The following is a 21,673-nucleotide window of genomic DNA, read 5'->3' on the forward strand; positions in this document are numbered from 1 at the left end:
TTCTCTTAACAAGGAGGATTACAATTTCCTAAAAATCACCTCGCGCAGAGATTTAACCTGGTTTAACCTGCAATATTTCAGGCAGTCACAGAGAATCTGTGAGGCTGCTGATAATTATGAATGAGTCTGCTCCTGAAAAGTTCTTTCGTAAGCAGACTCATGGATGGAATTCAGCATAGAATTCAACAACTACCTGTTTTTTCGCACCTGGTCACGCATCTGATCAATTCGTGCCAGCACTTCACGCAAACTCTCAGCGGATGATTCCTGCTTGTTGTCCTTACTCTTGGCAGAAGGGGCCTGTTCTTTTATTTTACTTTGCTTCCTTTTCTTTTCCTGACTTGATTTCAGTTCAAAATTGGTATATACCCTTGGTTCAGAAAAATTTTCCACCTCTTCATAATCCAGAAAATCCAGATAACGCAACAACTCCTCCAGAAATTTTGCTTTATCATCCCTTACTTTTATACGATAATGTTTCATATCATCAATATTTAGAATTTAGCACACGATTTTATATTCTACCCTCCTTCTCGTTATTAAAAATGCATTAAATAATTGTATTAAAATATGTTCAAATATTATACCACTTCAAAATCATTAAACATTTTTATCAGCCCTTTAAGTAAATTTATAACAAAAAATAAGGATTTTCAAGACCTATCACTTTTTATTCTGATAATTACACAATTATATTAAATCGGAAAAATACCCGGATATAAAAACGCAGTTCTAAGAAGAATACTGAAAACCCAAAAAGTTGATTGCCATACTTCAAGCGAATGCTAACAAAACTCCTTTTTTCGAAAACAGAAGCATGATACTTTTGTTTTGTTAACACCGAATCGCTATATTCAATGACGTATTAAAAAAAGATTAAAAATGGAACAGCACCTGAAACTTGCCACCGAACTGATTGATTTCATCCATGAAAGCCCCAGTCCTTATCATGTTGTTGACAACACATCTAAACTTTTAGAAAAAGCCGGATTTGAAAAACTGGAATTACAAAATGCATGGAAACTCGAAAGGGGAAAAAAATATTACACAACCCGTAATGGTTCCTCCCTGTTTGCTTTCATTACCGGCAAAGAGAAGCCTTCCGAAACAGGCATCAGACTAATTTGCGCACATAGTGATTCCCCATCCTTTAAGGTTAAACCCTCACCGGAAATGACAGAAGATGACCATTATCTTAAATTGAATACCGAGGTTTACGGAGGCCCTATTCTCATGAGCTGGCTCGACAGACCGCTTTCAATGGCAGGCAGGGTTGCTGTTCAGGGAAATGACCCTTTTTCCCCCGACATGAAATTGGTCAATTTTAACCGTCCAATGGTCATTATTCCAAATCTGGCCATTCACCTAAACCGGTCTGTCAACGAAGGTGTTGAACTCAACAAACAAAAAGACATGCTACCGTTGCTCGGTATTCTGAATAAAGGAGACCAGAAAAAAGGGTTTCTGAAGGAAATGCTTGCAAGAGAAGCAGGTGTGGATGCCAGCCGAATACTGGATTTTGATATAACACTCACAGAGCATTCAAGAGGATGCATCATGGGGCCCGACAATGAATTTATTTCCAGTACCAGGCTGGATGATTTGGCCATGGTTCATGCAGGCGTAAAGGCAATAGCCAATGCATCTCCCTCGGCTACAACCCAGATGCTCTGCATTTTCGACAATGAAGAAGTTGGCAGCCAAACGAAACAGGGGGCCGGATCTCCTGTTTTTAAGAACATTTTCTACCGTATTCTTAAACAACTCGGAAACGATGAAGAATCTATTCAGCGTTCCATTTACCGGTCGTTTATGATATCGGCAGATATGGCTCATTCAGTACACCCCAATCATCCCGAGAAACACGATCCGGTATTACATCCACTGATTAATCAGGGGCCGGTCATTAAAATTCATGCTAACCAAAAATACACCACCGATGGTGACAGTGGTGCAGTCTTTGAATCGTTATGCCAACTGGCAGGTGTTCCGTGCCAGAGATTTGTCAACAGAAGTGATATGACCGGGGGTTCCACTTTGGGAAATGTGTCCACGTCACAACTGGATATCCGGTCGGTAGATGTTGGCAATCCCATGCTTGCCATGCATTCGGTTAGAGAACTGGCCGGTGTTAAAGACCATGAATATATGATACGGGTTTTTGATAAATTTTTTGAAGACCGGAGATAAAAGAAGTTGAGGCTAAGGTTGAGGTTGGGATAAAGAAAACCCGAAAACGCGGTGCTCATCAAGATATTCAGGAACCCTCCGCGGTTATCAGGCGTGCATAGTGTTCATATCTTTGCAATATCTGTTCTACATAGCTGACGGGTTCCTCTCCCATAACAAAGCCATAGCGAACCACTTCGTCGTTGTAAAATTCGGGATACATCAGATTTAAAAGATACTTTTCTACATTATCGTCCCAAACCTGGGGTTGCCCACCATATTTTCGGGTCAAACGGCGGGCATCAACCACATGGGAATAGCCACAATTGTATGAGGCCAGGGTAAACTTAAGGCGCTGGGTGGAATCAGGAATGCTTTCCCACCGGTTCCAGAGTTGATGAAGATAAGCAGTACCCGCCCTGACATTCTGATCAGGATCGCTTATATCCGAAACACCCAGTTCTCTGGCGGTGGAAGGCATCAGTTGCATCAAGCCCTGAGCACCAGCCCAGGATTGTTCTTCAGGACGGAATCGCGATTCCTGGTAAATAAGAGAGCTTATCAAACGCCAGTCCCAGCCAATACGATTGGCGTGGAACTTTATTATGCTGTCATAAGCACTAAGCCGGTTCGAGGTTTCGCTGTAAAAATCCGAAGCAATTCTTTTTCTGAAAGACCTTTCGTTTTTAAAGTATTTATTGTAAATCACATAGTAGTCAACATTGTCTCGCATCATGCGCCCCCATTCATTCAGGGCTGCCTGAAGCTGTGGTGAATTTTTCCTTACCGCCCAGGAAACGCGTTGTGAAAAGCTAATTGGTGTTTCAACATCGAGTATAGGATAATATGAACTGTTAATCCGTGCAATATTTTCATCAGCAACAGTCAGGTCAATTTCTCCATCAACCACCATTTTTATAATTTTCTGAGTAGAATAATTTCCCGGAATGGTGTCGATGTTAATCTTTCCACCAATTTCCTGCTGAAGATTTACAAGACGACTATAATAGGATGAATTTCGCCGCACCGAAACAGTTTTGCCTATCAGTTCAATGGGATCGGAAATAAGTTCTTTCTCTATTTCGTGAAGTTTCATCTGCCGCCAGTCATCAGGTTTCCGCTGCACAAGTACCTGGCGTGTCAGGTAGAGATAGTCCATAAATCTGACAAACTGACGACGGCGCTGTGTTACCGTCAGGCCGTGAGCGATAATGTCACCTTCTCCACTGTTGAGCATATTGATCAGATCGTTAATATCACGTGCCAGAACGATCTCAAGCTTTAGATTCATGTGTTCGGCAAGTCGCCTTAGCAGTTCATATTCATATCCCATCAGCTGACCGCGATACAAAAAATAAGAGGTGCTGCTGTAAACCATAATGGCTCTCAGAACTCCCTCTTCCTTAATCTGTTCCAGATCTCTGCTAACTTGTGGTTCGGTAATTTCAATATTATCGGTAACTTCAAGCCCGACCTGTTCATCAGATGTGCAGGTGATAACAAAAAAAGAAAGAAGAACCGGAAAGTAGAATTTTCTCATAAATACAAAATTTGGTATAAACAAGATATGCAAATAGGATCATAATTCAAAATTAATCGTCATTCTTCTTTCTGATTATAGAGCGATATACAATGTCCTGGATTCTTGTCCGGTAGTTATCTTCAATTAATTTTTTGTTGTACTGATCAGGATGTACTCTGTTGGACAAAAAGACATAGATAATTCCGGTTTCCGGGTCGGCCCAGGCCAGGGTTCCTGTAAACCCGCTATGCCCAAAAGAGGAAGGGGAAGCAAGTCTTGATGCCGGACTAACTTTTGAAGTATCAGGTTCAGGTTTATCAAATCCGAGTCCTCGCCGGTTTGAGCCGTTGTAACGTTTGGTGAACAGTTCAACGGTACTTGCTTTCAGATATTCCTTTCCGCCGTAATTGCCATTGTTTAAGAACATCTGCATTATTTTGGCAAGATCGAAAGCATTCGAAAAGAGCCCGGCATGACCGGCAACTCCACCCATCATAGCAGCACCCGGGTCGTGAACCCAACCATGAAGCAACTGTTTTCTAAAGGCTTTGTCGTTTTCAGTGGGGACAATCCTTTCCTTTTCAAAATGATTCAATGGCACAAAAGATGTATTTATCATTCCCAGCGGCTCAAAAAATTTTTCGCGGGCAAACTGATTTAAAGGTTTACCCGAAAGCCGCGGTACCAGCTCTCCCAAAAAATAAAATCCAAGATCGCTGTAAAGATAATCGTGTGGTCTGCGCAATGGAGAAGTAATGATACTGACGATCATCGTATCCAGATAATACTTGTTCATGTACAATTTATCGGCAACCGGGACTGAAAAAACCTGATCACGGAATTTCTGAAATACATCCTCCCGGTAGGATACAGTCCGGTTTAAATACACATAATCATCAAGCTTAATATTGTAAAGCCACGAAAACCTTCTGGAAAACAGGCTGCCCTTCAGTTTTTCTTTATCAATGGCATCCAAATAGAAGGGGATATAAGAGATCAATCCGCTTTCGTGAAGTAAAATATCCCGTATGGTAATGGATGCCTTATCAGTAGTATCAACTTCGGGGAAAAAGGCACCAAGGGTGTCAGACAATGACCACTTTTTTTGGTCATGCAATTTCATTAGCGAAGGAAGCGTTGCTGCAATTTTGGTTATTGAGGCCAAATCATAAATATCACTTTTTGCCACTTTTCTGTTTCCATTGTAGGTATGATTACCATAGGCTTTGTTCCAGACAACAATGCCGTCGCGGGCTACTAATACCTGGCCCCCTGGCACTGCCTTTTCTTTGATGGCTTCCGACATTAAAGTATCAATTTTCAGTAAACTGTCGGTTCGCATGGCCACTTCTTCAGGAACCCCAAACTTTAATCTTGATTTCTGAGTTCTTACCGAGAGCGGACGAATGCTTTTCAACCAATATTCATGAGGTGAAACTTTTTCAGTATTTATTCCTGAGAAGACAGCCTGTGCCAGATATTCCCACACCACAGACCAATTGGATGTGCCTGTAAAGGCCGCATCAATACTCTCAGGAATGGTGTTCTTTTCAAAAAAATTGTACGGATCACCCATAAACAAAGCTATCTTTGCATCCGGATTCTCATTTCGTATATTTTGGGCTCTTGCTTTCAGATTTGGCCCGGTCAAGGGCTTATTTCCATACAACCAGAACACATAATCGGCAATGGCAGAGTCTGCAACAGTAATTGTATGATGATTCTTTGCCATTGAAATAAATGAAGATTCAAGACTTTCGGTAATATCTGAAATCACTTTTATTCTGATGTTACTCAAATCAGCAGGGAGAAACGGGGATTCTCTTCGCATAAAAAGATGAATGCCTTTCTCGAAAGTTATTCTCCGTGCGTATTCTTTTAGCCAGCTTTTTATTTCTCTTTCAGTAGTAAAATCCTTTTGTTCGCCCGATTTGCCTATAGTATTCAAAATCTTCCTGCAACCTTCATCCAGATCATCTTCTATCAACATTCTGTTTCGATAGGCTCGGACCAGACGGGTGAAATCCGATTCATAATCTGAAGTCAGAAACAGCGTGCCTTGCCTTATCATTTTCTCAAAATGAAAATCACCTTTCCCGGTATGATCAACCCATGGAGATAAAATATCACTGTCATCCTTCTGCGATGGAACTGTTGAAAGGGGCTGATTACCGGAAAATAATTTTTTAGGAAGCCTTGCAGCCGGAATGCTGAGAAACATATCTCTGACATCTGAAAAAAGCCATAGGGCATAGCGATGAGGCCAATTCAGCAACGAGGAAGGATAAGAATGACTCTCGAACAAGAAAGACGAAGAAGCCAGTACACCCCGTGCATTATTATCAGACAAATAATTTATCAAATCATCTCTTAAAATACTTTTCATCTGATAATCATCTATATTCTGAATGGCCCGACAATCGGGAAAGGGAACGGCAGAATCTGAGGTTTTAAAGCCTTTAGTTATATTAAGTACCTTAAATTCCGTCCAGAGGCCTGTATTATTTTTACTGTGACCGGGATATACAATCGATCCGTCGGCTCGATGGTTGGCAGGAATAAGTATCAGGCTGATTTTTTGCTCCAGACTCATATTTTCTATAGAATCCACCTTAAGGTATGAATATCCGGCAAGAGCATCAGATTCAGATACCTGAGCAATCCCAGCCATTCCGGCAACTAAAAAAAACTATATATACAGAACAATATTTTGGCCGTCATTCTTAACATCGATTATCTTCTACCACAAAAACCTTTGCTATCACAATATCATTAATGGATCATCGCCCTCAACAAAATTCCAAAGCAACAAAAAAACAGTGAAACCGCCATATAATCCAAAGGAATCATTATTATCAATATTTTTTACCCTAAATTTCAGGAAATTTAAAAAATAAAGTGTTATTTTGGGCAAACTAAAAAAAGAAAAGGTCAACCAAACAAATATTAACCTTATCAGTTATGTCGGATTCAAATTTAAGTAATGCACTTAACCAGGACTGGGGCGATAAAATTATTTTAGTTGTAGAAGACGTTGATACCAATAAAATATTTTTTGATGCAGCGCTTCGTCGCACCAGTGCTAAAATTTTGTGGGCAAAAGACGGTCAGCAGGCCATTGATCTTTTTAAAGATAATGACGTAGACCTTGTATTGATGGATTTGCAATTACCGGTTATGGATGGCTATGCTGCAACCCGCGAAATTAAGAAGATCAAACCCGACGTCCCCATAATTGCACAAACGGCTCACGTTATGTCGGGCGAAAGAGAAAAATGCATGGAGGCCGGTTGCGATGACTATCTGGCCAAACCAATCCGGTTACAGGTTTTAATTGAAACACTTTCTAAATTTTTAAACAGTTAATGTATTAAAAACATTTACCAATAGACCGTTAGGCTTTGTAAACACCTTAGATTCAACTGGTTATATTCAATAATTTGTTTTTTGTAAAATGCAGATTTTCAACGGGATACAAACCATTTTATAACCTAAATATAATAATCTAACGATCTATTGATTTACCTAACAGAGGATTTTTAATACTCATTAAATTTTGTCCATAATCATCCGGGATTACAAATTCTTAAATTATGGAAGTGGTGAATAGTGGTTTGTTATGTCCCTTTGCCTTCTGTCACGCGTTAGAGGAGATGTTTAAACAATATTTTATTAGCTAAAAACATTTGGTCTGATTCGGGGCCATTTATGTGAGTGTCTGTTTGAGATGCTCAGGAGGTTGTCAGAAATTCTGAACAACCTTTTTTGTCATTATCATATTACTTTTCGCATTCTACCGGATATTATCTTTCATTCATCCGGTTTTCTTTTGATTGTATTGTTTTTGGAATTTTCTTTGTATGTTCAGATATCCTTTGCTTAATTCATGCAAAGTAACGGTAACAATACATACAGCATGGAAGTTAGTTTTTGAGTATGTCAGTACCTGCAAACCCTCATTACTGAATGCTGAATAAAAACTACTGACTGAATTACTTTCATCTAAAAACCTAAAGATATATAACTAATGAAACAAAAATGACAAAGTTTGACACAATATGAATATGAATAAATCTTGCATGCGAGTTCCATTAGGCCAATAACTTAAGCAAATTAAATACTAATAAATCATCTTATATTATATCTGAAAATCTAACGATCTATTGCAAAATATAGCTTAATATTATGCTCAATCTCATCCAAAAACGCAGAAGTTGCAGAACATTTGAACCAAAGAAAGTAGAGGAAGATAAAATAGACCAATTGCTCAAAGCTGCTCTATGGTCACCTACCTCAAAAAACAATCGACCGTGGGAGTTTGTCGTGGTGGAAAATCCTGAAGCGCTGGAACGTTTATCTAAATGTAAATCTCATGGATCAGCATTCTTGTCCGGCGCTCCCCTGGCAATTGTTGTTTTAGGTGACCCTGCTAAAAGTGATGTATGGATCGAAGATTGCTCCATCGCCTCTATTTTGATGCAAATGACTGCCGAATCGGTTGGTTTAGGGTCTACATGGATTCAAATCAGGCTGCGTATGGATGATGAAGGAAATCTGGCATCCGAAAACGTCAAAAAAATTATTAATGCTCCCGAGCCTCTGGAAGTTCTGGGGATAATGGCATTTGGCTACAAAGCCAAAGAACGCGAGCCTTATTCCGAAGAAGTGCTTTTATGGAAAAGGGTGCATTACGAAAAATTCTAAACTAAAACTTCATTAAATAGTCCAGAATATCCCTGTTCGATGAAAGCCTCATTTTTTTACGCATTCTTGTTTTGGCTTTTCGTATTGACTCGGGCTCTACATAAAACAATTGCTTGCGGATTTTGGGTAAGAGCGTTGTGGACTGTGCCGTTGATTGTAGAAACACTTAGTTACCAATATTTTAAAAATCTTTGCGGAGTTTTGATCAGGTCCCCATGAAAAAAAGAGTTGTCTGATTTCATTAAGAATTGAGTAGCACAATTACTCCGGCAAAAAAGAATTTCCTGTTGCCGGGGTTTATTGTTTTATCTCCCCTTCTGTTTTCCCATTTCAAACATTTTGAATATTTTTATGTTTTTGTTCTATAAATAGTCAGTTAAAAAAGCCTAAATGCAGAGACGCAATGACGCAAAGTTTTTATTATGAGATATTGGCGATTTAAGCCATTGATTGTGTAACCAATTAATTAGTGTCGGTCCATAAAGTACCATTTGCTGCGTTACGCTCGCCGTCAAAATACTCATTTACGAGTAGTAAACTCCGTTTTTGGAGGCTTCGCAAGCCTTGCAACTGGCACTTTCAGAACAGACACACATACTGTAAAAATTTTTTGCGAGTTTATAGACACGTACGATTTAAAAGGCGCAGCGGCCTGTCCGCTTTCCGGGCCGGCGGATGGCGGGAAGCCAAAACGGGCGACGTTCATGGCCTTGCGTAATCCACCATTCAAACATTCAACCAGATTACACCTAAATAACATAAAAATAAAAATTATGAACCTGAAAAAACTGTTCCTTGTATCATTACTCATTGGGTTGCCGGCTTTACTTGTAGCCGAAGAAGCCCGTCTGATGCGCTTCCCGGGCATTAGCGACAACAAAATTGTGTTTACTTATGCCGGCGATCTTTACACCGTTCCTATCGATGGCGGAACGGCCCGAAAAATTACCTCCCATAAGGGGATGGAGATGTTTGCCCGCTTTTCCCCCGATGGTTCCCGTATTGCTTTTACCGGACAATACGACGGCAACACCGAAGTTTTTGTAGTTCCGGCCGAAGGCGGTAGTCCCAAACGCTTAACCTATACTGCTACATTGGGACGAGATGATGTGGCCGACCGCATGGGCCCCAACAACATTGTTATGACCTGGACACCGGATGGTGAAAACATCGTGTTCCGAACCCGAAAAAAATCATTTAATTCGTTTAAAGGCCATCTGTACAAAGTACCAGTTGACGGCGGAATGCCCGAGCAACTGCCTTTTCCCGAGGGAGGCTTTTCATCCTTCAATACCAATGGTAGCAAGCTCGCCTACAATCGTGTATTCCGGGAATTTCGTACCTGGAAGTATTATCGGGGCGGAATGGCCGATGAAATCTGGATTCACGATTTCAACACTCATGAAACCAAAGCCGTCACCGACAATGATGCACAGGACATCTTTCCGATGTGGATCGAAGACGAGATATTCTTCCTCTCGGATCGTGACCGCACCATGAACCTGTTCGTATTTAACACCAATACCGGCGAAACAGAAAAAATTACCGATTTCACCGATTACGACATCAAGTTTCCCTCCCACCATGGGCACACCATAGTTTTCGAAAAAGGCGGTTATCTTTTCACCTTTGATGCCAAAACCAGGGAACTCCGCCAGATTCCGGTAACCATCAACAACGACATGATATACGCACGTGAAGAAATCAAAGATGTATCTGATAATATTGCGGGGGCAAGCCTCTCTCCTGCCGGCGAACGCGTCCTTTTTTCAGCCCGGGGAGAATTATTCTCTGTCCCGGCCGAAGAAGGTATCACTTATAATCACACGCGTACGCCGGGCGTTCACGACCGCGATGCCGAATATTCGCCCGACGGAAAATGGATGGCCTGGCTGTCCGACCAAAGCGGTGAATACGAAATCTGGATAAAACCTGCCGACGGTGAAGGAGAAGCCAGGCAACTTACATCCGGAGCAGACACTTATAAATTTAATATCAGTTGGAGTCCCGACAGTCGATATATTGCCTGGAACGACCAGCATTATCGCCTGATGATAACTGAAGTGCCAACCGGCGACACACGCCTCATAACCAGAAGCGATTATTCCCAACTTGGCGATTTTGCCTGGAGTCCCGACAGCCGGTGGCTTGCTTTTACCGACGGTATGTCCAATCAGATGGATGTGATTAAAGTGGCCAACATCGAAACCGGGGATATCCAAATGATTACAGAAAAATGGTACGACTCCGGCTATCCGGCTTTTTCCGACGACGGAAAATATCTGTTCTTTACATCTCAGCGTGATTTTAGTCCCACATACAGCGAAACCGAGTGGAACCATGCCTATATCAATTCATACAGGGTCTATTTTGCCATCCTGGACAAGGCAACACCTTCACCATTTGCTCCTGAAAATAAAGATGTAAAGCCCGTTGAACAGAAAAAAGAAGAAGAAAAAGAAAAGAAAAATAACGATGAGCCGAAAAAAGATACTACTGTAAAAATCGACTTTGACGGTATCGACCGGCGCATCGTTGCATTACCTGTCGATCCGGGACATTATTACAGCATTAACTGTGTTAACGGCAAGGTTTATTACAATCGCCAGTTCCAGGTTAAAGAAGAAGGCAAAGGTTTATTCGTTTTCGATCTTGAGAAAGAGAAAGAAGAGGCGTTGGGTGATTACAGTTACACACTTTCACCCGATAATAAAAAAATGCTGGTAGGCAAAGATAAAACCTGGAAGGTAATTGACCTCCCTTCATCATCCATAAAAATTGAGGACCCCATCGACCTTTCAGCTATGAAAACAAAAGTGGACTACCGCGCCGAATGGCAACAAATCTTTGATGAAGCCTGGCGCCAGATGCGTGACTTTTTCTACGTGGAAAACATGCACGGCCGTGACTGGCAGGCTATTCACGATAAATATAAAGCATTGGTGCCATACGTTAATCATCGGAACGATCTGAACTATGTAATTGGTGAAATGATTGGCGAACTCAATGCAGGCCACGCATACATTAACACCGGCGAAGCACCTGAGCCCGAACGTATCAAAACAGGACTGCTTGGGGCTACCATCCAACCTCATGAGTCAGGCTACTTCAAAATTACCGGCATCCTGGATGGTGCTCCCTGGAGCGACAATTTGCAATCGCCTTTACAGGCACCCGGGGTCGATGTTAGCGAAGGAGATTACATTCTGGGAGTAGACCGGCAATCGACGAAATCAGTCAATAACATTTTCGAATTATTAGCAGGCAAGGCCGGACAAACCGTTGAATTGTTGGTAAACAGCGAACCGGTAACCGAAGATGCCAAAAAAGTACTTGTTACGCCCATCGCCGACGAAAGTGAGCTTTATTACTACAAATGGGTCAACGAAAACATTCGCAAGGTAACCGAGGCAACAAACGGTCAGATCGGGTACATTCACATTCCCGATATGGGCCCCAACGGACTGAATAAGTTTGTTCGCTTCTTCTACCCGCAACTCGACAAGAAAGGACTGATCATTGACGACCGCGGAAATGGCGGTGGGAACGTATCGCCCATGATACTTGAACGCCTGGCTCGTGAAGCCTACCGGGTCAATATGCGGAGAAATTCGCCTGAAGTAACCCCTGTTCCCCGCGCAACACTTGTTGGTCCGAAAGTTGCGCTTATTGACAAGTATTCTGCTTCGGATGGCGACCTGTTCGCGCACGGATTTAGAGCCTTAGGAATAGGAACAACCATCGGTACCCGTACATGGGGAGGCATAGTAGGAATCACCGGCCCGCTACCGTTTATCGATGGTACCGACCTGCGTATTCCGCAATTCACTTCTCTTTCAATGGAAGGCGATTGGATGATTGAAGGCGTTGGTGTAACACCCGACATCGTCATTGAAAACGACCCGTGGAAAGAATTTAACGGTGAGGATCAACAGCTAAATAAAGCCATTGAAGTAGTAATGGAACAACTGGACCAACGTAAACCGCTCCCGGAAATCCCGGAAGCACCCGTAAAATAAGTGTATTTTCTAATTGAATACTATTGAGGTTGTCTAAAAAGTCAAAAATTGTTGTTTGTTCTCATTCTGAAGGCTGTGAATAATTTCACTATTAATACTGTGAAACCTTTTCATAATTTTGGATAACAAAAATGGAGACTTTTTAGACACCCTCAATTCTTTTGGAAAAAAGCAGAATTTCGATTCTTCACGCTTCGCCGGTTTTTCTGTAATTAGCTTCAAACCAATCTTTAAGCGCCGAAGTAAGATGCGAATTAATCTCATTCACAGTTCTCCTGACCTCCCTTTCAGGAATGTTGCGAATACGGCTTATTTCTTCAAGTGATAACCCCTCATTAAAGTAAAAATCGAAAGTCGTTCTCTTTTCAACCGGAAATCTGGACAACTCCTGCAACACCAGATTATTAAAATCTTCGATAAACCTGTTGTAATCCTCAATCTCATCACGGAAACACAATTCCTTCCTGATCGTTCACAACCACATGCGGGACAGAACTGCCGTAATGCTCATTTATCGCATCTATAAAAGCATTGGCAACTATTGCAGAGCCCCGGCCGGTAACATGGATACCATCCAGGGAAAAAATACCTCCCGTAACATATTCATTGGAATAAGTAATTCCATCAACGATTATACCCTCAGCAGTTTCCTCCAAAAGTTCATCCGTTTCAACCAGCGCCAGATCGAATTGAGAGGCACTATTACGAATAATGTCATTAAAAGCAGCGGTGGCTTCCGAAATATTGGCCAGTTCCTGTTCATCAAGGACATACTCTTCCGGAACAGGGTTTGATGTACCCCAGCCGGCATCTGAAATACTATCCTGCGGAAGACTCAGAATAATTTTTTCGCCGGATTTAATTTGCCGCATTTCGAGCGGAAGCGAAGGATCTTCTATCACGAAAAAGTTGTACCCCTCTGAAAAAGAGATTTCATCCAGTCCGTACCGGCCTGCAGCTGCATTGTATGGAGCATAAGCCTCATTCAGTGCTGCGGCCTGCTCTGCATCCAGTTCCAAAGCATTGGGCTGTATAACGTTGAAAAAGGGCAACATGTCAATATCGGGGATGGTAGCTACTACTCCCCCAGCCTCAATTTCTGATAATTGTCCTAACACAGTGTTAAAGCCTTGTGTAAATAAAGCTTCGTTCGTTATATCGGATTCGCCGGTACCCCCTGTTTCACCTTCACCTCCGCCCAGGGCATAACCCAGCACATCGTTTCCGCCAATCCACAAAACTAAAAAATGTGGGGTTGTGTGCCAAAGCATCCGTCAGAGCTGTCGATACTCCGGGTTCAGAAGCAAAGCGTGCATAAAACGGATTAAAATTTCCCGGACCCTGCCCGGGGTCACCATATTCCGGTGTAACCAGATGATAACTTTTGGCCCCCGGTATGCCCAGATTGTGGTAAGGTGCATCTTCATTGATCCAGGTGGATGGATCTGTTAACAATTCGGGATTTCCTTCAGTGGCGACTGGGGACAAACCGGATTCAGTAACCTTCAATATCATTTCTCCACCGAGTGATGAACTCACACTTGTTCCTTCCGGAAGCAACGGAACGGTGTAGTTGCCGCCGCCAACTTCCGAAATTTGCCGGGCCATCAGAGTAGCAAAGGCCGACCTTTGGCCATCGGCCGAAAGCGCCCCGTTTGTATACCCGGCCGTATATGAATCTCCAAGCGAAACAAATACCGAAAAATCAGTATTTCCACTTTGGGGCGTCGGTACATCAATTTCTTTTTCGCACGACAAAAGTAATCCTGCAAAAAAAATAAAATATATAGCTCTCTTAATCATACTAATATTCTTTTCAGTTTTTGAATAATGCGTAACTGTTTTCGATATTGACATTAAAACGACCAGCTCAGTCCAATTCCCGGTATCCAGGCCGATGTATTATAAGTGCCATAGAAATTCAACGGGGCATATCCATCTTCACGTTCTTCGCCGGCAATATATAACAGGGAAGCATCAACGGTAAGGTTGGCGTTCAAATCCCATGAAAAGCCGGTGGATATCCCTGTTTTATTGGTTCCGGGCGTTTCCGGAGTCAGATAATCCGAAGGTATAGGAGTTTCGTCATAATAAATGCCGGCTCTGACTTTTAAGGACTCCAAAGCTGCATATTCTGCCCCGATACGATAAATCATCGTGTTCTCAAAATTTCTTGGATTCTCTGAGTCCTGCAGAGCCGCTGTATTTTCTTCAAAGTCAAAGGTCAGTTCGTCATACGATGACCATCCAACGCTTTGTATATCTAAAGCAAGCAATAGTTTGTCTGTTGCTTTCCAGCCAATACCAAAGGTCAGGTTGGATGGCATCGGCAATTCTGCCGAGAAAGTATTATTGTCGGGGAAATTTCCGGCCATGCTGGGGGGGACAGTAAAAATAGCATCTCCTCCTTCCAATTTCATCAATACCTCAGCCCGGTAATTGACTCCGGCCGTCAATTTCGGACTTACTCTGAAAAACAAACCTAAGTTATATCCGTAGGCGGTAGTACTCCCTTTTAAATTCACTCCACCTTCTCCATCAGCCGATTCCAAAGGGAGTGCCTTATTCAGGTCAACGCTTCCGAAAACTACAACAGGACCGCCACCTATACTGATATTCGGAGTGATGGCATACGAAACCGTAGGTTGTACATAAATAGCCTGTAAAGAAATATCCTGAATCAAATACCGGCCATCCCAGTCATCGCCCCATTTTAGTGAATTACCATAGGGCGAGTTGGCCCCGATTCCAACAACCAGTCTTTCATTGAGCCGGGTTGCACCGTAAAAAGTAAACGGCGTTCCCATGGGGTTATCACTTTCAGCAGAATAGACCGAAGGTTGAGCTTTGACAAAAGTATTACTCGAAATTACCCCGCTTATCCCGCCAGAAAAAAAATATTTACCCTCCAGAAAAGACAGGGCACCGGGATTAAAATGGATCGATGACGGTCCCAACAAAAGACCGGTTCCGGTATGTCCCATACCAGTTTGTTTTTGTCCCTGCAAATTCACCTGGTAGCCTTCTGCTTTTACAGGAAACGTTAACAGCATAACAGCTGCAAAAGTTAAAAATAAATACTTCATAATATCACTACTCTGTTATTTGTTTATGAATTGACAATCAAATATTTACGATTAAAATTTCTTGCGAGTTTATGGACAGGCACTACCTGGCCTTAACCAAAAGACGGTCGAAAGTAATTAATATCTTTTGACCGGCATTAGCTGAGTAATTCGACGATGAGAACATTTATGTTCTATATTCATTTATTCAAAAAGTCTAAATATTATTTTATTGATTACCAATATGTTAACAAAATGAAATTTAAAAATAAGTTACTCCGGGTCGAATAAATTCAAACGAAAAAGTCGAAAATAATTAAAGTACTTTTTCTTTAATTGGCACAAAAGGACACAAGCCGACTCACGTCATTCGTTTGCTCTCACAGGAAAATTTTATTACATTCCCGAAACAAAAAACACAACAGATATGCTTCAACAATCCGATATCGAACAACTTAAAGAAAAAGGCCTTTCCACAGACTCTGTGGAACAGCAGATCGAGAGGTTCAAAAAAGGATTTCCTCCACTGAAGATAGAACGACCGGCAACACTAACCGATGGCATTGTTCCTTTTTCGGAGCCAATGATCGAACATTATAAAAACATTTACAGCGAGGAAATCAAAAATAATCTTGAGCCCCTGAAATTTGTTCCTGCCTCGGGCGCCGCTACCCGTATGTTCAAATCCCTTTACCAGTACCTTGAAAAACCGGAAAGTCCGGAAACACTGCCCGACGATCATCCGGTCCTCCAGTTTTTAAATCATTTGCACAAGTTTGCTTTTTATGATCAGCTAAAGAGTTATTTTAAAAACCACGATATCGACCAAACAGAAGCAAGATACCCGCTGGCCAAAGAGATAATCCAAAAGGTACTGGATAAGGATGGTCTGAATTACGGTTTCCTTCCTAAGGGACTTATCCTTTTTCATCATTACAAAGACGGACCACGTGCAGCTATGACCGAGCATCTGTTTGAGGGGTCACAATATGCGAAAAATATAAATGATGAAACCAAAGTCCATTTCACCGTCAGCCCCGAACATCTCGAGTATTTCAGAAAACAGCTCAACAAAGACAAATCAAAGGCAGAAAAAAGCACGGGAGCTTCTTTTGATGTTTCCTTCAGTTTTCAGAAACCACATACCGACACTATTGCAGTCAACCCTGATAATACGCCCTTTCGCGATGAAAACGGCCGGTTGTTTTTCCGGCCCGGAGGTCACGGTTCACTCATAGAAAATCTGAACGACTGTGATGCCGGAATTATCTTCATCAAGAATATTGATAATGTTGTACCCGAACATCTGCTGCAGAAAATTGTGGATTACAAGAAGGCACTGGCCGGTCTGGCCCTGGATATTCGCAACAAAGTATTCGGCTATATCGACAAAATTGAAGAGGAGCTTTCGATCGAACTCATCATTGAAATCAGGAAGTTCATGAAGGAATTTCTTCACACAGACATTCCCGGTCATCTGGCTGATACGTCTATGGGTGAACAGGCCGCCTATCTTTTGAAGTTTCTGGACCGCCCCGTCAGGGTATGCGGAATGGTAAAAAACGAAGGTGAACCCGGAGGCGGCCCGTTCTGGGTAAGGGACCAGTTTGGCCAGGAAACCCTCCAGATCGTAGAGAGTTCGCAACTCAACCTGGATGACCCCGGACAGAAAGCAATATTTGAAGCCAGCACACACTTCAACCCTGTCGATTTAGTATGTATTACCAAAAATCATAAAGGAGAAAAATTTGATTTATCAGGATACATCGATGAGGAAACCGGCTTTATCTCCAAAAAATCAGTCAATGGAAAGACTATTAAAGCGTTGGAACGACCCGGTCTCTGGAACGGAGCCATGGCCAACTGGCTGACCATTTTTGTTGAAGTACCGGTTGAAACATTCAATCCGGTTAAGACAGTCAATGATCTTTTGCGACCGGCACATCAAACCTGAAATTAGCCTTAGCCTCAACCTAAACCTCAACCTAAACCTCAACCTTAGCCTCAACCTTCATTTATAATATTGGCTTTCCATAAAGAATGTGTACTTTTGCATGATTAAAATTAGTGCTTATGTTTGAATCGTGGTCTGCACATTTTAATGAAATCAAAGAAGCCGTCGAACGGTTTGAGAAGATGGAGTACAGCGGGCAGGAATATTTCTTTGACGTGCACAGCATTGAAAATATTTTTGATTTCTATATAGATAAACTTCAGTTTAATAAAGCCGAAAGAATTATAAAATTAGGTATCCGCCAGCACCCGGGCGCCTCTACTCTAAAAATAAAAGAAGCCATACTCTACATTGAGAAAGGACAACTTTCCAAAGCAATTATACTTCTCGAAAATCTACTTCGAATCGAAAAATCCAATCCCGAAGTGTATTTAAATCTGGGATATGCTTATTTGCGCGACGGACTAAACGAAAAAGCCCTTCAAACATTTGAGAATGGTCTTAAGTTTGCTTTCAGCGACGAGGAAGAGGTCCTTTTAGATGTTGTTCTGTATCTTAATCAGTTTTACGAATACGAAGCAACCATTAAAATACTCTCGGAACGTTACAGTGAGATTAGTGACGACGAAAACCTTCTCTTTGAACTGGCTTATGCATTGGATAAAGTTGGCGAAAACCAGAAGGCTTTTAATATTTATGAAGAACTACTCAACATTAATCCTTACTCGGAAAATGCCTGGTACAATGCGGGCATTTCGCTTGTAAAGCTTGAAAGGCTTAAGGAGGCAAACAATGCATTTGATTTTTGCCTGGCAATCAGTCCCGATCATGCCCAGGCACATTTTAATAAAGGTAACAGCCTTGCCCAGCAAAACAGATACCTGGAAGCACTTGAAAGCTATCTCGAATGTATCTCTTACGAGATACGACAGGCAAAATGTCTGCACTATATTGCCGATTGCTGGAACCATCTGGGAAATTCATCCAGAGCCGTGCAGTTTTTTAAAATGGCAGTGAATACTGATTTTATGGATTTTGATGCCTGGGAAGGTTTTGCCCGCTTCTATCTTGAACAGCACGAACCTCAGGCTTGCAGGGAGGTCATCAATCAGGCACTGGCCGAAAAGGAGTTAATGACCGATGAAGAGTTGGGTACATTTTACCATCTTATGGGTCAATCGTATGTCCTGGATGAAGAGTGGGAACTTTCAAAAAAATTCTTCAAAAAAGCCGCTTTAAGCAACCGAAAGGATTTCCGGCATTTGGTGGCTCTGTACAAACTGAACCTGGCGCTTAACCCCGAATATAACATTGAAATTTTTGTGGATCAATATACCCCCGAATTTATAGAAACCGGCTCGTTTCAATATATGCTGGCTGCCTACCATCTTCTGATCACTGAAAACTTCGACAACGGGATTTACCACCTTGAAGAGGCATCCGTATATGCTCCCGGTTTTATGGAAGAATTCACAGATACCTTTCCGGAAATTATCGCAATAGCCAAAAACAATAAAAAATTGACCAGTTTAATCGAACTCAATAATGGGAATTATGAATTTTAATTTACCAAATTTACCAGAACGACCCGAAAAACCTCGTCAATACGGTCTTACCATGATGATGGATAAAGGCCTGAGCGTAAGAGAATCGGAAAACTTTGTTGAAGGAAACGCCCCATACACCGACCTGGTGAAACTTGGGTTTGGAACCAGCCTTTTGGTTCCCAGTCTTGAAGCCAAACTAAATATTTATCGCGAAGCCGGATTAAATGCTTATTTCGGTGGCACTCTGTTCGAAGCTTTTGTGGCCCGCGGTTTATTCGATGAGTTTCGTCGTTATCTCGACCGTTTTGGAATGGAATATGTTGAAGTGAGCGACGGCACTATTTCGCTTAATCATGAAGACAAATTAAAGTACATCGAAGACCTGGCCAAAGAATATATTGTTGTCAGCGAAGTCGGGTCAAAAATTGCCAATAAAGTCATTCCCAACACCGAATGGATTTCAATGATGAAGACCGAACTGGAAGCCGGCGCATGGAAAGTAATAGCCGAAGCCCGGGAAAGCGGAACTACCGGTATTTATAACAAAGACGGTTCGGCCAACCTTCAGCTTATCGAAGATATCCGCACACATTTGGATGCCGATAATATTTTGTGGGAAGCACCTCAAAAGCCGCAACAGGTATGGTTTATCAAGCATTTTGGGCACAATGTGAACCTTGGGAACATTGCACCCGGAGAGGTTATTCCTCTCGAAACCCTGCGTTTAGGTCTTCGTGGTGATACTCTTTTAGACTTTCTGCCTGATGCTAAATAAAACATTGTTGCCTTTCCTGAAAGGAGTTGCAATGGGTGCCGCCAATGTCATTCCCGGCGTTTCGGGAGGCACCATTGCATTAATTACCGGCATCTTTGTCCGGCTGATAAACGCCATAAAATCGTTTGATGCCACAGCTATAAAACTCCTGTTGCGTGGAAAATTCAGGGAGTTTGCCCGGCATACCGACCTGGCTTTCCTGCTATATCTTTTTGCCGGAATATTTACAGCCATTATTTCTTTGGCAAAGTTGCTGGAATATTTGTTTCAGCATCATCCCATATATGTTTGGTCCTTCTTTTTCGGGCTGGTGCTGGCTTCTGTCTATTTTGTCGGAAAAACAGTTAACAAATGGCATGCAGGCGCTGTAATCTCTTTTGTTACGGGTGCCGCAGTTGCCATTTCCATTTCGGTGCTCACACCGGCATCAGAAAACAGCTCGTTTTTTATCTGATTATATGCGGGGTAGTTGCCATTTGCAGCATGATATTACCCGGTTTGAGCGGCTCATTTGTGTTGGTTCTGATGGGCAATTACCATCTGGTGATGATTGAGGCGGTCAACAATTTTGACCTTGGAATATTGTTGCCCGTTGGAATCGGTGCAGTAGCCGGATTGGTACTTTTCAGCCGCTTTTTATCCTGGTTGATAAACCGTTTCCCCGACTCCACAATTGCCTTGCTTTCCGGTTTCATTTTAGGTTCCCTGGGCATATTATGGCCATGGAAAAACGAGATTACCCGGGCTTTTGGCGACAAAACCAAAGTTGTTGCCTACGAATGGTTTCTGCCTGAAATCAACCACCAGTTTATTTTGGCAGTTATTTTTATTACCTTAGGCATTCTGAGTATAGCAATAACCGAAATATGGGCTGAAAAAAAACAAAAAGAGTAATCTTATGGAAACCTACGGATTAATTGGCTATCCGCTGGAACATTCGTTTTCTCAAAAATACTTTACCGAAAAATTCAACCGGGAAAACATTGATGCCAGGTATTTGAATTTCCCTATTTCAGGCATTGATCAGTTTCCGGAACTGTTAAGAAAACACCCCTACCTTGCCGGGTTAAATGTTACCATACCCTACAAACAAGAGGTTATGAAGTACCTTGACGAAATTGATCCGGTTGCACGAGAAACAGGGGCCGTGAATGTAATTAATATCAATTGGGAAAAAGAAAAGCCTTACTTAAAAGGATTTAACACTGATATAGTAGGTTTTTCCAGGTCTGTTGCTCCTCTGATGAAAGCCCATCATAAAAAAGCGCTGATACTTGGAACCGGTGGCGCATCCAAGGCTGTGGCTTATGCTCTAAAGCAGATGGGACTGCTTTACCGTTTTGTATCAAGGGCCCCAAAGCATCCTTCTCAAGTGTCGTATGAATCTCTGACTGCTGAAATCATAAACGACTACAAGGTCATTATTAATACAACCCCGCTGGGAATGTCTCCCAGAACAGAAGCATTTCCTCCCATCCCCTACCAGGGCATTACGGAAGAACATCTCGCATTCGATCTGATATACAATCCGCAAACAACACTGTTCCTGAAAAAATGTGCAGAAAACGGAGCAGTCACGAAAAACGGACTTGAAATGTTGCATCTTCAGGCCGAAGCCGCGTGGGAAATTTTTAAACAGGAATGAAACAAGCATGACAAGGTTTGTCACTAAAGAACATGTATAACCTTCAATCATGCGAGTTCCATCAGACCAATAACTTAGACTAATTTTATACTGATGAATTAAAACAGGTTGTTAATGTCTTACCCCTGATATTCGTATTTTTTTGGTAAAATTAATGCTCTGTCACCGCTCCTCGGTTTTAGTATTGTCAACCCTATAACAGCAGTTAATAGCCGCGGAGCGGCGACAGAACGGTAGAATTATTTAATAAGAAAAACAAAAAGCTGCGGAGCT

General features: G+C 42.0%; 15 protein-coding genes and 1 pseudogene. 9 read left to right on the forward strand and 7 right to left on the reverse strand.

From position 1 onward, the window contains the following. Positions 1–189: 189 nt before the first annotated feature. Complete coding sequence (locus OQ5_RS0113415) at positions 190–483, reverse strand: hypothetical protein (protein WP_016777981.1); 294 nt, start codon at positions 481–483, stop codon at positions 190–192. Between the two features lie 399 nt (positions 484–882). Between OQ5_RS0113415 and OQ5_RS0113420 the strand changes: the two genes are divergently transcribed. After that, on the forward strand, positions 883–2,190 hold the full coding sequence (locus tag OQ5_RS0113420) for a M18 family aminopeptidase (RefSeq protein WP_016777982.1): 1,308 nt from the start codon (positions 883–885) through the stop codon (positions 2,188–2,190). A 67-nt stretch (positions 2,191–2,257) separates the two neighbouring features. Here the strand turns inward: OQ5_RS0113420 and OQ5_RS0113425 are convergent, their stop codons facing one another. Further along, positions 2,258–3,709, reverse strand: coding sequence for a transglycosylase SLT domain-containing protein (locus tag OQ5_RS0113425; RefSeq protein WP_016777983.1), 1,452 nt, complete (start codon positions 3,707–3,709; stop codon positions 2,258–2,260). 52 nt (positions 3,710–3,761) lie between these two features. Further along, positions 3,762–6,362, reverse strand: coding sequence for a serine hydrolase domain-containing protein (locus OQ5_RS0113430; RefSeq protein ID WP_016777984.1), 2,601 nt, complete (start codon positions 6,360–6,362; stop codon positions 3,762–3,764). A gap of 290 nt (positions 6,363–6,652) precedes the next feature. Here OQ5_RS0113430 and OQ5_RS0113440 point away from each other — a divergent pair, with 290 nt between their 5' ends. The 3 genes from OQ5_RS0113440 (at position 6,653) to OQ5_RS0113450 (ending at position 12,414) form a co-directional block, all read left to right on the forward strand. Continuing rightward, positions 6,653–7,057: a response regulator gene (locus OQ5_RS0113440; RefSeq protein WP_016777986.1), complete on the forward strand. Its 405-nt coding sequence runs from the start codon at positions 6,653–6,655 to the stop codon at positions 7,055–7,057. 819 nt (positions 7,058–7,876) lie between these two features. After that, on the forward strand, positions 7,877–8,395 hold the full coding sequence (locus OQ5_RS0113445; RefSeq protein ID WP_016777987.1) for a nitroreductase family protein: 519 nt from the start codon (positions 7,877–7,879) through the stop codon (positions 8,393–8,395). Positions 8,396–9,168: 773 nt separating this feature from the next. Beyond that, entirely contained in the window at positions 9,169–12,414 is a 3,246-nt protein-coding gene (locus OQ5_RS0113450) for a S41 family peptidase (RefSeq protein ID WP_016777989.1), read from the forward strand. A gap of 187 nt (positions 12,415–12,601) precedes the next feature. On the opposite strand, the gene OQ5_RS0113455 is transcribed toward OQ5_RS0113450, so the two are convergent. Genes OQ5_RS0113455 through OQ5_RS0113465 form a run of 4 tightly spaced genes read right to left on the reverse strand, consistent with a single transcriptional unit; the run spans position 12,602 to position 15,500 of the window. Continuing rightward, positions 12,602–12,871, reverse strand: a complete 270-nt coding sequence (locus OQ5_RS0113455) for a sigma-70 family RNA polymerase sigma factor (protein ID WP_016777990.1) — start codon at positions 12,869–12,871, stop codon at positions 12,602–12,604. Further along, on the reverse strand, positions 12,858–13,652 hold the full coding sequence (locus OQ5_RS24740; protein ID WP_255297536.1) for a hypothetical protein: 795 nt from the start codon (positions 13,650–13,652) through the stop codon (positions 12,858–12,860). Before OQ5_RS24740 ends, OQ5_RS0113455 begins: the two co-directional genes overlap by 14 nt. Further along, entirely contained in the window at positions 13,603–14,217 is a 615-nt protein-coding gene (locus tag OQ5_RS24745) for a hypothetical protein (RefSeq protein WP_255297537.1), read from the reverse strand. Before OQ5_RS24745 ends, OQ5_RS24740 begins: the two co-directional genes overlap by 50 nt. A 53-nt stretch (positions 14,218–14,270) precedes the next feature. Beyond that, entirely contained in the window at positions 14,271–15,500 is a 1,230-nt protein-coding gene (locus OQ5_RS0113465; protein WP_016777992.1) for an OmpP1/FadL family transporter, read from the reverse strand. Positions 15,501–15,906: 406 nt separating this feature from the next. Between OQ5_RS0113465 and OQ5_RS0113470 the strand changes: the two genes are divergently transcribed. The 5 genes and pseudogenes from OQ5_RS0113470 (at position 15,907) to OQ5_RS0113490 (ending at position 21,400) form a co-directional block, all read left to right on the forward strand. After that, positions 15,907–17,433: a DUF4301 family protein gene (locus tag OQ5_RS0113470; protein WP_016777993.1), complete on the forward strand. Its 1,527-nt coding sequence runs from the start codon at positions 15,907–15,909 to the stop codon at positions 17,431–17,433. Between the two features lie 119 nt (positions 17,434–17,552). After that, entirely contained in the window at positions 17,553–18,998 is a 1,446-nt protein-coding gene (locus OQ5_RS0113475; RefSeq protein ID WP_016777994.1) for a tetratricopeptide repeat protein, read from the forward strand. After that, positions 18,988–19,755, forward strand: a complete 768-nt coding sequence (locus tag OQ5_RS0113480; RefSeq protein ID WP_026055299.1) for a phosphosulfolactate synthase — start codon at positions 18,988–18,990, stop codon at positions 19,753–19,755. Before OQ5_RS0113475 ends, OQ5_RS0113480 begins: the two co-directional genes overlap by 11 nt. A 31-nt stretch (positions 19,756–19,786) precedes the next feature. After that, a pseudogene (locus OQ5_RS21120) lies at positions 19,787–20,649 on the forward strand (DUF368 domain-containing protein). Between the two features lie 4 nt (positions 20,650–20,653). Next, a complete protein-coding gene (locus OQ5_RS0113490) occupies positions 20,654–21,400 on the forward strand; it encodes a shikimate dehydrogenase family protein (protein ID WP_016777997.1) in 747 nt (248 codons plus the stop codon). Positions 21,401–21,673 lie beyond the last annotated feature (273 nt).

This window comes from Anaerophaga thermohalophila str. Valhall (assembly GCF_000250735.1).
GTDB lineage: Bacteria > Bacteroidota > Bacteroidia > Bacteroidales > Marinilabiliaceae > Anaerophaga > Anaerophaga thermohalophila_A.

Bases quoted from the DNA above. Each gene is read 5' to 3' on its own strand.
- OQ5_RS0113475 (WP_016777994.1), top strand. From the start codon at position 17,553: ATGTTTGAATCGTGGTCTGCACATTTTAATGAAATCAAAGAAGCCGTC.
- OQ5_RS0113440 (WP_016777986.1), top strand. From the start codon at position 6,653: ATGTCGGATTCAAATTTAAGTAATGCACTTAACCAGGACTGGGGCGAT.
- OQ5_RS0113415 (WP_016777981.1), bottom strand. From the start codon at position 483: ATGAAACATTATCGTATAAAAGTAAGGGATGATAAAGCAAAATTTCTG.
- OQ5_RS0113420 (WP_016777982.1), top strand. From the start codon at position 883: ATGGAACAGCACCTGAAACTTGCCACCGAACTGATTGATTTCATCCAT.
- OQ5_RS0113430 (WP_016777984.1), bottom strand. From the start codon at position 6,362: ATGGCTGGGATTGCTCAGGTATCTGAATCTGATGCTCTTGCCGGATAT.
- OQ5_RS0113490 (WP_016777997.1), top strand. From the start codon at position 20,654: ATGGAAACCTACGGATTAATTGGCTATCCGCTGGAACATTCGTTTTCT.
- OQ5_RS0113425 (WP_016777983.1), bottom strand. From the start codon at position 3,709: ATGAGAAAATTCTACTTTCCGGTTCTTCTTTCTTTTTTTGTTATCACC.
- OQ5_RS0113465 (WP_016777992.1), bottom strand. From the start codon at position 15,500: ATGAAGTATTTATTTTTAACTTTTGCAGCTGTTATGCTGTTAACGTTT.
- OQ5_RS0113450 (WP_016777989.1), top strand. From the start codon at position 9,169: ATGAACCTGAAAAAACTGTTCCTTGTATCATTACTCATTGGGTTGCCG.
- OQ5_RS24745 (WP_255297537.1), bottom strand. From the start codon at position 14,217: ATGATTAAGAGAGCTATATATTTTATTTTTTTTGCAGGATTACTTTTG.
- OQ5_RS0113470 (WP_016777993.1), top strand. From the start codon at position 15,907: ATGCTTCAACAATCCGATATCGAACAACTTAAAGAAAAAGGCCTTTCC.
- OQ5_RS0113480 (WP_026055299.1), top strand. From the start codon at position 18,988: ATGAATTTTAATTTACCAAATTTACCAGAACGACCCGAAAAACCTCGT.
- OQ5_RS0113445 (WP_016777987.1), top strand. From the start codon at position 7,877: ATGCTCAATCTCATCCAAAAACGCAGAAGTTGCAGAACATTTGAACCA.